The sequence below is a fragment of the Mesorhizobium sp. M1338 genome, assembly GCF_040318045.1.
Lineage (GTDB): Bacteria > Pseudomonadota > Alphaproteobacteria > Rhizobiales > Rhizobiaceae > Mesorhizobium.
On record NZ_JAMYLL010000036.1, the window covers coordinates 48,431 to 59,659 of the forward strand.

12 protein-coding genes and 2 tRNA genes are annotated in these 11,229 nt (G+C 61.7%); 8 read left to right on the forward strand and 6 right to left on the reverse strand.

The window, feature by feature from the left end:
- Positions 1-310: 310 nt before the first annotated feature.
- The 4 genes from NKH19_RS24665 to NKH19_RS24680 form a co-directional block, all read right to left on the reverse strand.
- Positions 311-1,129 (reverse strand): DUF2497 domain-containing protein, encoded by an 819-nt coding sequence (locus NKH19_RS24665; protein WP_352871282.1) that lies wholly within the window; start codon positions 1,127-1,129, stop codon positions 311-313.
- Positions 1,130-1,346: 217 nt separating this feature from the next.
- A complete protein-coding gene (locus NKH19_RS24670) occupies positions 1,347-2,735 on the reverse strand; it encodes a TolC family outer membrane protein (RefSeq protein ID WP_352871283.1) in 1,389 nt (462 codons plus the stop codon).
- A 184-nt stretch (positions 2,736-2,919) separates the two neighbouring features.
- The gene (locus NKH19_RS24675; protein WP_352871284.1) at positions 2,920-3,588 is read right to left on the reverse strand and encodes a protein-L-isoaspartate O-methyltransferase family protein; all 669 of its coding nucleotides are present in this window, start codon (positions 3,586-3,588) and stop codon (positions 2,920-2,922) included.
- A gap of 90 nt (positions 3,589-3,678) precedes the next feature.
- Positions 3,679-3,752: transfer RNA gene (locus NKH19_RS24680), tRNA-Cys, on the reverse strand.
- Positions 3,753-4,027: 275 nt separating this feature from the next.
- On the opposite strand from NKH19_RS24680, the gene NKH19_RS24685 reads away from it, so the two are divergent.
- Positions 4,028-4,177: a hypothetical protein gene (locus NKH19_RS24685; RefSeq protein WP_352871285.1), complete on the forward strand. Its 150-nt coding sequence runs from the start codon at positions 4,028-4,030 to the stop codon at positions 4,175-4,177.
- Positions 4,178-4,199: 22 nt separating this feature from the next.
- Here NKH19_RS24685 and NKH19_RS24690 read toward each other — a convergent pair whose 3' ends face one another.
- Positions 4,200-4,457 carry a hypothetical protein gene (locus tag NKH19_RS24690; protein WP_352871286.1) on the reverse strand — a complete coding sequence of 86 codons (258 nt, stop codon included), beginning with the start codon at positions 4,455-4,457 and terminating at the stop codon, positions 4,200-4,202.
- 222 nt (positions 4,458-4,679) lie between these two features.
- On the opposite strand from NKH19_RS24690, the gene NKH19_RS24695 reads away from it, so the two are divergent.
- The 7 genes from NKH19_RS24695 (at position 4,680) to NKH19_RS24725 (ending at position 10,135) form a co-directional block, all read left to right on the forward strand.
- A tRNA-Asn gene (locus NKH19_RS24695) sits at positions 4,680-4,754 on the forward strand.
- A gap of 209 nt (positions 4,755-4,963) precedes the next feature.
- Positions 4,964-5,884: a cytochrome c oxidase subunit II gene (locus tag NKH19_RS24700; protein WP_352871312.1), complete on the forward strand. Its 921-nt coding sequence runs from the start codon at positions 4,964-4,966 to the stop codon at positions 5,882-5,884.
- Between the two features lie 21 nt (positions 5,885-5,905).
- Positions 5,906-7,675, forward strand: a complete 1,770-nt coding sequence (gene ctaD / locus NKH19_RS24705) for a cytochrome c oxidase subunit I (RefSeq protein ID WP_352871313.1) — start codon at positions 5,906-5,908, stop codon at positions 7,673-7,675.
- Entirely contained in the window at positions 7,672-8,376 is a 705-nt protein-coding gene (locus NKH19_RS24710; RefSeq protein ID WP_352871314.1) for a cytochrome c oxidase subunit 3, read from the forward strand. Before ctaD ends, NKH19_RS24710 begins: the two co-directional genes overlap by 4 nt.
- 13 nt (positions 8,377-8,389) lie before the next feature.
- On the forward strand, positions 8,390-9,109 hold the full coding sequence (locus NKH19_RS24715) for a heme-copper oxidase subunit III family protein (RefSeq protein WP_352871315.1): 720 nt from the start codon (positions 8,390-8,392) through the stop codon (positions 9,107-9,109).
- A gap of 9 nt (positions 9,110-9,118) precedes the next feature.
- The gene (locus NKH19_RS24720) at positions 9,119-9,514 is read left to right on the forward strand and encodes a cytochrome C oxidase subunit IV family protein (RefSeq protein WP_352871316.1); all 396 of its coding nucleotides are present in this window, start codon (positions 9,119-9,121) and stop codon (positions 9,512-9,514) included.
- A 147-nt stretch (positions 9,515-9,661) separates the two neighbouring features.
- Positions 9,662-10,135 carry an aminoacyl-tRNA deacylase gene (locus NKH19_RS24725; protein WP_352871317.1) on the forward strand — a complete coding sequence of 158 codons (474 nt, stop codon included), beginning with the start codon at positions 9,662-9,664 and terminating at the stop codon, positions 10,133-10,135.
- Between the two features lie 56 nt (positions 10,136-10,191).
- Here the strand turns inward: NKH19_RS24725 and NKH19_RS24730 are convergent, their stop codons facing one another.
- Positions 10,192-11,004 carry a DUF2189 domain-containing protein gene (locus NKH19_RS24730; protein WP_352871319.1) on the reverse strand — a complete coding sequence of 271 codons (813 nt, stop codon included), beginning with the start codon at positions 11,002-11,004 and terminating at the stop codon, positions 10,192-10,194.
- Between the last annotated feature and the right edge of the window lie 225 nt (positions 11,005-11,229).

Consider the following 11,229-nt stretch of genomic DNA (forward strand, 5'->3'; position numbering starts at 1 on the left):
TTGGCCAAGTCAACCGCAAGGGCTGTCGCGGGCCATCACACGCAGATAGGCGTGGCCTTGTTCATTTCAACGGAAGCCATGCCCCCATTTGGCGCAGAACTTCGCCCTTGGCGCCCAATAAGGCTTTCCGCATGCCGGACAGTCATTGCCGTAGTCCGAGCGGCGAACGTAGAAGATGTCGTACACGGCCCATTGTCGTCAGGGATTCCGGCGAAAACCTGTCTGCCTCGCCACGAATACAAACTGACCTTCGCCCAAAAAGAGACCGCGCCACGGAGGCGCCGTCTCTTTTTGGCAATCGATACGGATACTATTGCGCGCCGCGCGCCACGCGCTCGATCTCCTCGCGCACCAGCCTTTCGACCAGCGTCGGCAGATTGTTGTCGAGCCAATCCTGCAGCATCGGGCGCAGCATCTCTTCGGCCATCTCGTCGAATGTCTTCTTGCCGCGGCTGGCGAACGCATCGGAAAGCTCGCCAAAGGCGGCGGCAACCTGCCGGCCCGTATGCTCGGAAACGATCGCCGGACGCGGCGCGTCGCTAACTGGCACCGGCCGTACCGCGTCCGGACGAGGCGGCTCGGAGGCTGCTTTCGCGCTCGGTTCGTGCCTTGAATCGTCAACCGGCGGCTGGGTAACCGGCTTGCGTGCCTCGGCCTTGTCCGACACCATTTTGGCCTGCTCACCAACCGCGGCGATCTCGCGCCGCCAATCGGCAACGGGAGCGTCGGGGGCAGTGACGGGACGCGGTGCCGGCGCGTCGACCGCGGCCGGCTCGGCGGCAACCCGGGCGCTGACCTCGGCAAGTGTCATCGATGGTTTGGTCGGGGCTGGATCGGCGCGCACCGGCGTTTCCATACGCGCACTCACCGGCTCGGCCGCCGGCAGCTGCGCCTGGACTTCCGCCAGCGTCACCGGCTTCCTGATCTCGGGAGCGGCATGGAGGTCGGCACGGAATGCCTCGACGTCGGGGGCAGCATCGGCGCTCGACGCCGGCTCCAGATCCTGGCGCAACTCATCGGCGTCGCCCGGCTGCTTGCGGCCGCCGTCGCTGTCCTCGATTATTCGCCTGATGGAAGCCAGTATCTCTTCCATGGAAGGTTCGCGCTGTGCGCTGCTTGCCGTTGCCATCGTCACATCCGCCGCCTTTTGTGACCCTGTGGATTTCCGCTCCGGCAAAGCCGGATCGAATCATGGCGACAGCGTACCCGACGGATCGCCGCACGAGAATCCCCAATCTGGGGACTTGTGGGATTTCAACAGATTAGCACGATCTTGAAAGCCAAGAGCAGCGAAGCAAGAAATCCAGCTCAAACGGCGAGACGGCAAAGTCCGGACCGAACGCCCCTCAGCGCCCGTCCGGCGTGCGCAGGCCGATCCATTTGTCCTTGACTGCATTGTAGTGCTCTTCAGGCTTGTATTTCGTCACCTGCAGGCCAAGGCGGTCGACGGACAGGCGGCCGGTCGCCTGCAGGATGGCGTAGCTCGCCACCACCACGTCATGCTCATAACTCGCCTGGTTGATCTCTGCGGTGATGACCGTCGCCTGTGCGTTGAGGACATCGAGCGTGGTGCGCTGGCCGACATTGCGTTCTTCGATGACGCCATTCAACGCCAGCTTCGCGGCCTCGATGACTTGCCTATTGGCCGTCAGCTGCTGCTGCGCGGCGGTGTACTCGGTCCAGGCGGCGGTGACGGCCTGTCGCACCTGGTCGCGGCTGACGTCGACCTCGATGCGAGCCTGGCTGAGCGATTCCTTGTCCTGGCGCACGATGGCCGAGGTGCGGCCACCAGAATAGATCGGGATGGTCAGCGTTGCCCCGACACTCGCCGAATTGGTCGTTCCGTCCTGCGTCGCGAAGGCACCCGGCACAGTGTTGCGATAGGCGCTCGAAACGCCGGCGGAAGCCGAAAGCTGCGGCAGCAGCGCGCCTTCGGCCGACTTAACCGAAAACGCGGCTGCGTCAACCAGATGCTGGGTGGCAAGGATGGCCGGGTGTTCGTTCGAGGCTACCCCGACGGCGGCGGCTAGGCTCGACGGCAACAGCTTTGCCACCGGCGAAGCGCCTTTGAGCTTGCCCGGCTCGTCGCCGACGATCTGGCGATAGCTAGCGGCACTCGCCAGTGCCTGCGCCCGGGCGGCGCTCAGCGAAGCCACGGCGGCGGCCCGCGAAGCGTCGGCCTGGGCGACGTCGGTACGCGTTCCTTCGCCAACCTCGAAGCGCGACCGCGCCGCGCGCGCCGTTTCGGTCAGGAATTGCAGGTTCTGTTCGGTCAGCACTGCGACCTGCCGGTCGCGAATCACGTTCATATACGCCTGCGCCGCGCTGAACAGGGTGTTCTCTTCGGTGTTGCGCAGGCTTTCGACCGAAGCGCGAACCCGTGATTCGGCGGCAGCGACATTGTTCCTGGTCTGAAAGCCGTCGAACAGCGTCTGATTGATCTGGACGCCAAAATTGCCTGTGGTTAGCCGTACACTCCGATCCGTACCGTTGAGATGGCTGCTGGAGTAGTCGATTTCCGCCGAGCCGTTGATGGTCGGACGCCAGCCCGACTTGGCGATGGCGACGCTCTCATCGGTAACACGGACGCCGGCGCGGGCCGAATTCAGCGAAGAATTGTACTGATAGGCCTTTGCAAGCGCGCCGGAGATGGTTTCGGCCGAAGCGGCCAGTGGAGACAGCATGGTCGCCGAAACGAGGACGGCGGTGAAAAGTGACTTGCGTACAGACGGCACGGTTAAACCCTCATTCGTTTTTCCATGGGAACTGCGCCGCACCGGCTTCTCATCCTGATCAGCCGCCGCCGCGTGTTCGATGTTCCCTGCTGCTCAGCCCCAAAGTGCCCCCAGTTTGCGGATCAGCAACGATTGTTCAAATGCAAGCGACCATGACAAAGCCTCTGCTGCAAGGCCAAATCATTCAGAACTCGAAGGCATGAATACGTTCAAACCCCGGTAGTGGCTTAATTGCCGCATTAAACGCGCGTCTTCCGGTTACAACCCCCCCGGCTTTAAAAAAAAGTCGCGCCACGCCGGAATTGCCCTGCCCTTCGACGGCGACAAGCCGGCCGCCTTCGGCAAGCTGGTCGAGCAGCGGCACTGGGACTTCCGCGACGCTGCCGCCGACGAAGATGACGTCATAGGGCGCCTGGGCTGGATACCCCTGCGGCAACTCCCCCTCCACAACGGTCACATTGCCGCAGCCAAGCGATGAAAGCGTCGATCTGGCGGTTTCCACCAGCGCCGAATCGCTTTCGAGCGCCACCACGGACCTGGCCAGCCGCGACAGGATGGCCGAAGCGTAGCCCGTGCCGCAGCCGACATCGAGCGCCGAGTCGGTCGGATTGATCTCGGCCAGCTGGATGAGCTTGGCCAGCGGCGAGGCTTCCATCAGGTAGCGCGCGCCGTCGGCGCCGGCCGCAATGCGGATGTCCTCGTCGATATAGGCGAGATCGCGCTGAGCGGCGCCGACAAAGACCTCTCTTGGCACGGCAAGCATGGCGTCGAGCAGCGGCGCGCTGGTCACATCGGTGGTGCGAACCTGGCCATCGACCATCTTGACGCGAAGCTCGGAGAAATCAGCGCTCATGTCCCAACCAATCCGCTTGCCGCGCCAGAACCGCGGTTCATTATGTCAGGAACTTCAGGCCCCTGCGCTGCTGCGCGGGGGCCCGGGCATTGGAGGCCTCGCCCGGAATCGAACCGGGGTGCAAGGATTTGCAGTCCTCTGCGTAACCACTCCGCCACGAGGCCTCGTTGCTCCCGGCGTTCCACCCGGTTCCAATAGGTTGCGGCGAAAATGCCGTCAAGCGGCCACCGTGCATTCCGAACGGTTTCCTCCGCGCCAATCCGGGCAGCCCCTGTCAAATCGTCAGGCCCAAGCCTCGCCGCCACACTAGCGGATTCTTAAGCATGACCCACGGCGGGAAGAAACCCTTCGACGGTCCGTGTGTTGATCACGGCAAGAGGCGAATGCGCCAGGCAATGGTGGAAAACGACAAGAACGCGCCGCCCAGCCTATCCCTGCCGTGGTGCGGAGAGCTTTTGCGCTAACCATCGACCGCCTGTCCATCGAAGGCACGGGCAACCTGTCGCCGCACGACAGGGCAAGGCTTGCCTCAGCCGCGGCTATTCTCAAGCAGATCCGCGAGGCACTGGAAGAGCACGCCGCCCGCTGAGGCGTGCCTGCGCTATCGGCCGTCAATCCGGCCGGCGTCGCCGTTCCCACCAGACGACAAAGCGGCGCCGGTGGCGGCGCACCATGGCGAATTCATAAGAAAGCACCAGCAATCCGAGCGGAACCATCCAGAAGCCGAGGATCGGCAGGAACCCGAGGATGCCGCCAATGGTCAGCAGGAGACCGATGGTGATTCTGAGCGCGCGCGAGCGCGGCATTTTGAACTCACGCCCGAAAACTGAGATTTTGCGTGCCGGCATCTGGTTGTCTTGTGCTGTCATCGTCTCGAAAAATTGACCCGGTCTGATCGTCCTGGAGCACCCTTGAACCAAAGCCGCGGCCGCGCTTTCGGTTCCATACCCCTGCCAAGACGGCTAATATGAGGGCATCCCTCGACGATTGCGAGAAACGCCTGTGCGAAAAAGCCTCGAAAAAAATCGAATTGCTTCTTTGCAAAGCCGAAAAGGGCAGCTATACGCTGCGCAACTCGCATAAGAGCCCGTTCCCCGGTAGCTCAGTGGTAGAGCAACCGGCTGTTAACCGGTTGGTCGCTGGTTCGAATCCGGCCCGGGGAGCCAATTAATCCAAACTGCGAACGCCCGCCTGCGCGCGGTTGCACTCCAGATACTCCTTCCTCGACAGCGAGCATCTTCAGGAGTTGATGTTGGCGACATTTTTCCCGTCAAGATAGTCGGCTCTGGAATTTCAACCGAAAAAAGCGCTATGATGACCTTGGCATTCGCCGGGACCAGCTTCGCGTCCTCCAGAATGCCGGGAGGGACGGGACATGGCCGTAGCGCTTGTACTCGTTTTGGTCGTTGTGGGCTCGGTGATGTTTCACCTGCTGAGTCCTTGGTGGTGGACGCCGATTGCCTCGAACTGGGGCTATATCGACAACACCATCATCATCACCTTCTGGATTACCGGCGTCGTCTTCGCCGCCGTGGTTCTATTCATGGCCTATTGCGTCTTCCGCTTCCGTCATCGGGAAGGGAACCGGGCTGCCTACGAGCCGGAGAATAAGCGGCTCGAATCGTGGCTGACGATCGTCACCGCGGTCGGGGTCACGGCGTTGCTGGTTCCCGGCCTGTTCGTCTGGAGCCGCTTCGTCAACGTCCCGAGCGACGCAACAGAGGTCGAAGTCGTCGGCCAGCAGTGGCAATGGAGTTTCCGTCTGCCCGGCAAGGACGGCAAGCTTGGCACATCCGACACCCGCGAGGTCACCGCCGACAATCCGTTGGGCGTGATCGCCAGCGATCCCAATGGTCGGGACGATGTCGTGGTCGAAGCGGCTGATCTGCATCTGCCGGTCGGCAAACCGGTCAAGATGCTGCTCCGCTCGATCGATGTGCTGCATGATTTCTATGTGCCGGAATTCCGCGCCAAGATGGACATGATCCCGGGCTCGGTCACCTATTTCTGGTTCACCCCGACCAAGACCGGAACCTTTCAGGTCCTGTGCGCCGAACTTTGCGGCCAAGGGCATCCTTTGATGCATGGTGTGGTCATGGTCGACACGCAGCAAGACTATGTGGCCTGGCTCGGCCAGCAGCAGACTTTCGCGCAATTGTCGGTACCCCAGCAAACGGGCGCGGCAGACAACGCGCCGGGGAAGACGGTGGCGCCGGGGAAAACGATGGCGCCGGACAAGACGATAGCGCCAGGTTTGAAAATTGCGGCAAAGCTCGAAACGGTCGAGTCTCGCTGAAAAGGACACGGAGGTCTTCCTATGGTCGACATCACGCCCGCGGATGGCATCCCCCCGGCCGAAGTCGCGGAAATGGAGCTTTACCATCCGCACAGCTGGTGGACGAAATACGTCTTCTCGCAGGACGCCAAGGTCATCGCCATCCAGTATTCGGCGACGGCAACCGGAATCGGCCTGGTCGCCCTGGTGCTATCCTGGCTGATGCGGCTGCAACTCGGCTTCCCCGGCACGTTCGACTTCATCACCCCTGAAGCCTACTACCAGTTCATCACCATGCACGGCATGATCATGGTGATCTACCTGCTCACCGCCCTCTTCCTCGGCGGCTTCGGCAACTATCTGATCCCATTGATGGTCGGCGCGCGCGACATGGTCTTTCCCTATGTCAACATGCTGAGCTACTGGATCTACCTGCTCGCCGTGCTGGTCCTGGTGTCGAGCTTCTTTGCACCCGGCGGACCGACAGGTGCCGGCTGGACGCTCTACCCCCCACAAGCCATCATGAGCGGCACGCCGGGCGGCCAGGACTGGGGCATCATCCTGATGCTCTCCTCGCTGATCCTGTTCATCATCGGTTTCACGATGGGCGGCCTGAACTATGTGGTGACTGTGCTGCAGGGCCGCACGCGCGGCATGACGATGATGCGCCTGCCGCTGACCGTCTGGGGCATCTTCACGGCGACCGTCATGGCGTTGCTCGCCTTTCCGGCGCTGTTCGTCGCCTGCGTGATGATGCTGCTCGACCGCGTCCTCGGCACCAGCTTCTTCATGCCGGCGATCTCCGAGCTGGGTGAGCAACTGCAGCACAATGGCGGCAGCCCGATCCTGTTCCAGCACCTGTTCTGGTTCTTCGGCCATCCCGAGGTCTACATTGTGGCCTTGCCGGCCTTCGGCATCGTCTCCGACCTGATCAGCACCCATGCACGCAAGAACATCTTCGGTTATCGGATGATGGTTTGGGCCATCGTCGGCATTGGCGCGCTGAGCTTCGTGGTCTGGGCGCACCACATGTATGTCAGCGGCATGCACCCCTATTTCGGCTTCTTCTTCGCCACCACGACGCTGATCATCGCCATTCCGACCGCCATCAAGGTCTACAATTGGGTGCTGACCCTGTGGCGTGGCGACATCCATCTCACCATACCCATGCTCTTTGCCCTGGCCTTCATCGTCACCTTTGTCAACGGTGGGCTGACCGGGTTGTTTCTGGGCAATGTGGTCGTCGATGTTCCGCTGTCCGACACGATGTTCGTCGTCGCCCACTTCCATATGGTCATGGGCGTCGCCCCGATCCTCGTGGTTTTTGGCGCGATCTATCATTGGTACCCGAAGGTCACCGGCCGGATGCTCAACGAAATGCTGGGCCGGTTCCATTTCTGGGTCACCTTCCTCGGCGCCTACCTGATTTTCTTCCCCATGCACTACCTCGGCCTGATGGGCGTGCCGCGGCGCTATGCTGAACTGACCGACATGACTGTCATGACGGAGTCAGCCCACCACCTGAACTCGTTCATCAGCGTCATGGCGTTCATCGTCGGCTTTGCCCAGATGGTGTTTCTGTTCAATCTGATCTGGAGCATCCGGCATGGCCGCGAAGCCGGCGGCAATCCGTGGCGGGCCACGACCCTCGAATGGCAGACGCCGCAAACACCGCCGGCCCACGGCAATTTCGGCAAGGACCTGCCGATCGTCTATCGCTGGGCCTATGATTACAGCGTACCGGGCGCCAAGGAGGATTTCATCCCGCAGAACATACCGGGCTCCTTCGGCCCCTCGAGGGAGCCGGCATGAGCGTCATCCTGGTCTTCCTGCTCGTCATCGCCGGCTTTGCCGGATGGTGGCTTTCGCACCAGAGGCTGATGACCAAGCCGTGGCTCGAACAAGGTCTGGCCGGTGATTTTGTCGGCCTGGACCGGTCGGCGCTGCCCACCGCCAAGATCGGCCTCGGTGTCTTCCTCGCTGTCGTCGGCTGCCTTTTCGCGCTCTTCACCAGCGCTTATTTCATGCGGATGGCGGTGTCGGACTGGCAGCCGCTGCCGCTGCCGCGGCTGCTCTGGCTCAATACCGGCGTGCTGGTCCTGAGCAGCATAGCCCTGCAATGCGCCGTTGTCGCCGCGCGCAGGGGCCAGATCGACATGGTCAGGCTCGGCCTCGCCACGGCCGCGCTCACGGCGCTTGCCTTCCTGATCGGACAGCTCATGGCATGGCGGCAGCTGACCGCCGACGGCTATTTTCTGACCTCCAATCCGGCCAACAGCTTCTTCTACCTGATCACCGGCATGCATGGCCTGCACATATTGGGCGGGCTGGTGGGCCTCGGCAGAACGACCGCCGGCGCCTGGAATGGAGCGCGGCCGGAGCGGCTTCGCCTCGGCGTCGAACTGTGCGCCATGTACTGGCATTTCCTGCTCTTCGTCTGGCTCGCCATCTTCGCCCTGCTGGCGGGTTGGGCCGCGACGTTCATCGATATTTGCCGACAATTGCTGACCTAAGGGGATCAAGCGGATGGCAGAGACAGTCACGCATATCGGCCAGACGGAGCCACGGCCCGCGGGCTGGCAAGGCATTGCCGCCGACTGGTCCTCGGATCAGCGGGCGTTCAAGAACGTGTCCTGGGGCAAGGCCATGATGTGGATCTTCCTGCTCAGCGACACCTTCATCTTCGGCTGCTTCCTGCTCTCCTACATGACCGCGCGCATTTCGACACGCGTGCCGTGGCCCAATCCGAGCGAGGTCTTCGCGCTTCGCATCGGCGGCTCGGATATCCCGCTGATCCTTATTGCCATCATGACCTTCGTGCTGATCTCAAGCAGCGGAACGATGGCCATGGCGGTCAATTTCGGCTATCGCCGCGACCGCCGCAAGACGGCAATCCTCATGCTTCTGACCGCGGCGCTCGGCGCGACCTTTGTCGGCATGCAAGCCTTCGAATGGACCAAGCTGATCACGGAAGGGGTGCGGCCCTGGGGCAACCCCTGGGGCGCCGCACAATTCGGTTCGTCTTTCTTCATGATCACCGGTTTCCACGGCACCCATGTGACGATCGGGGTGATCTTCCTGATCATCGTGGCGCGCAAGGTCTGGCGCGGAGATTTCGACACCGGACGGCGCGGCTTCTTCACCAGCCGCACGGGGCGCTACGAGAATGTCGAGATCATGGGGCTGTACTGGCACTTCGTCGATCTGGTCTGGGTGTTCATCTTCGCATTCTTCTATCTTTGGTGAGAGGCAGACATGGCTGAAGCAACCGCAAACGGCCTCGGGCAACACGCACTTCACGCTGCGCATGAAGCGCCGGCGGCCGTCGCCCATGCCGACGCGCATCAGGAACATCCGATCAAGCTCTATCTGGTGGTCTGGGCATGGCTGTTCATCCTCAGCACGTGCTCCTACCTGGTCGATTATTTCGGCCTCCATGGCTATCTCAGATGGTCGCTGATCCTGATCTTCATGATCCTCAAGGCAGGGCTGATCGTCGCCGTCTTCATGCACATGGCCTGGGAACGGCTGGCGCTGACCTATGCGATCATCCTGCCGCCGATACTGGTGCTGGTGTTCGTGACGATGATGGTCCTCGAAGCGGACTATACGCTTTTCACCCGGCTGACGTTTTTCGGGTCCGGGCCCTGACACGCAAACCGGATTTGCCCGGGCATTTCCGGTCTGGACCCACGCATGCGGCGTGCGTCCAGTTCGGTGCCGGCGCCTTGAAACAATCGGCAGCTGGTCCATTTTTATCAGAGCATGATCCGGCGAACTCCGGCAAGGGAGGCCAAGATGACGATCGCAAACAGACTGAAGGACTTCATCGACAGCAAGGGAATTTCCTACGACACCGTCGCTCATCACCGCACTTCGACAAGCCGGCAGGCGGCAATAGCCGCGCATGTGCCCGGCAGCATCATGGCGAAATCCGTGGTCGTTCACCACGAACTTGGCTATGCAGTGGCCGTGGTTCCGAGCACCCACAGGATCGAGCTCGGCACATTGCAAGACGTCATGGACAAGCGTCTCGGACTCGCCTCCGAAGACGAGATGATTTCGCTCTTCGGCGATTGCGACACTGGCGCCATCCCGCCCATCGGCGCGGCCTACAATGTGCCGGTGATCGTCGATGAAAGCCTTGGCGACGCCAACGACGTCTACTTCGAAGGCGGCGACCATAAAACGCTGGTGCATGTCAGCGGCAAGGATTTCCGCAACCTGACCATGGGCGCATACCAGGCCCGCTTCAGCCATCCGGCTTACTGACGGCTTCGATCAAACCCGCAACGGCACCCTCGCCGGTGCGGTGAGGCGGAACTTCCTCAACTCGCCGATCTGGCGGGCGGCTCCACCACCTTGCGGTAGACATGCCAGGTGGCGTGCCCGAGGATCGGCAACACGACGGCCAGCCCGGCGAAAACCGGCAGCGAGCCGATGATCAGGGCGACGGCGACGATCAGTCCCCAGACAGCCATGGTGATCGGGTTCGCCAGCACCGCGCGCACCGAGGTGTGGATGGCTTCGTAGGCGCCGACGTCGCGGTCGAGCAACAATGGGAAAGCGACGACCGTTGTGCACAAGACGACCGCAGCGAAGACGAAGCCGATGGCGTGCCCTAGGATGATCAGCGTCCAGCCGCGTCCGGTGGCGAATATTTCGTTGATGAAGCCGGATATCGATGCCGGCGGCGCCGGGCCGAAGAGATACTGGTAAAATAGCTGGGCGGTCAAAAGCCATGTGATGAAGATTGCAAACAGCATGATCCCGACCGCCGCGATGGCCGGCAGGGCCGGAGAATTCCTGACCTCGAAAGCGTGCCTCCAGGAGGTGTCGAGTCTGGCTTCCCGTCTGCGGCTGATTTCATAGAGACCTATCGCCGCGAAGGGGCCAATCAGCGCAAAGCCGGAGACCAGCGGAAACAACAGCGGCAATGCATTGGCGCCCGACGTCCAGACGGCGAGCACGACTCCCACGAGCGGATAGATGAGGCAGAGAAAGACGATGTGCGACGGTTTGACCATGAAATCGTCGACGCCACGCTTGAGCGCGTCGAAAAGGTCGGAAATACCGATTTTTCGAATTTTGGTATGCTCCAGCGTCTCGCTGGCGCCTGCTATCACATGAAAGCTTGCCATGACCGTTCCTCCAGAGCGGGCCCGGTAAGGTCGCGGTTTCACGGTGCTGCCGTTCTGCATGAATGGCCACGCAAAACCGCGACCTGCACCGCAATCAACATACTCTTTTGCCAGGGACTTGTCGCCCTTTGTCGGAAGAGCCAGGGGAATCGGGTGAGTTAATTATCGTGAGATGACGCTTACGAGGAATTCGTCGTCCCACGCCGCCACTTTTCGTTTCAATCG

What these genes read in the sequence shown, in the direction of transcription:
- NKH19_RS24665 (WP_352871282.1), bottom strand. Translation starts at nt 1,129, where the DNA reads ATGGCAACGGCAAGCAGCGCACAGCGCGAACCTTCCATGGAAGAGATA.
- NKH19_RS24675 (WP_352871284.1), bottom strand. Translation starts at nt 3,588, where the DNA reads ATGAGCGCTGATTTCTCCGAGCTTCGCGTCAAGATGGTCGATGGCCAG.
- NKH19_RS24690 (WP_352871286.1), bottom strand. Translation starts at nt 4,457, where the DNA reads ATGACAGCACAAGACAACCAGATGCCGGCACGCAAAATCTCAGTTTTC.
- NKH19_RS24700 (WP_352871312.1), top strand. Translation starts at nt 4,964, where the DNA reads ATGGCCGTAGCGCTTGTACTCGTTTTGGTCGTTGTGGGCTCGGTGATG.
- ctaD (WP_352871313.1), top strand. Translation starts at nt 5,906, where the DNA reads ATGGTCGACATCACGCCCGCGGATGGCATCCCCCCGGCCGAAGTCGCG.
- NKH19_RS24710 (WP_352871314.1), top strand. Translation starts at nt 7,672, where the DNA reads ATGAGCGTCATCCTGGTCTTCCTGCTCGTCATCGCCGGCTTTGCCGGA.
- NKH19_RS24715 (WP_352871315.1), top strand. Translation starts at nt 8,390, where the DNA reads ATGGCAGAGACAGTCACGCATATCGGCCAGACGGAGCCACGGCCCGCG.
- NKH19_RS24720 (WP_352871316.1), top strand. Translation starts at nt 9,119, where the DNA reads ATGGCTGAAGCAACCGCAAACGGCCTCGGGCAACACGCACTTCACGCT.
- NKH19_RS24725 (WP_352871317.1), top strand. Translation starts at nt 9,662, where the DNA reads ATGACGATCGCAAACAGACTGAAGGACTTCATCGACAGCAAGGGAATT.
- NKH19_RS24730 (WP_352871319.1), bottom strand. Translation starts at nt 11,004, where the DNA reads ATGGCAAGCTTTCATGTGATAGCAGGCGCCAGCGAGACGCTGGAGCAT.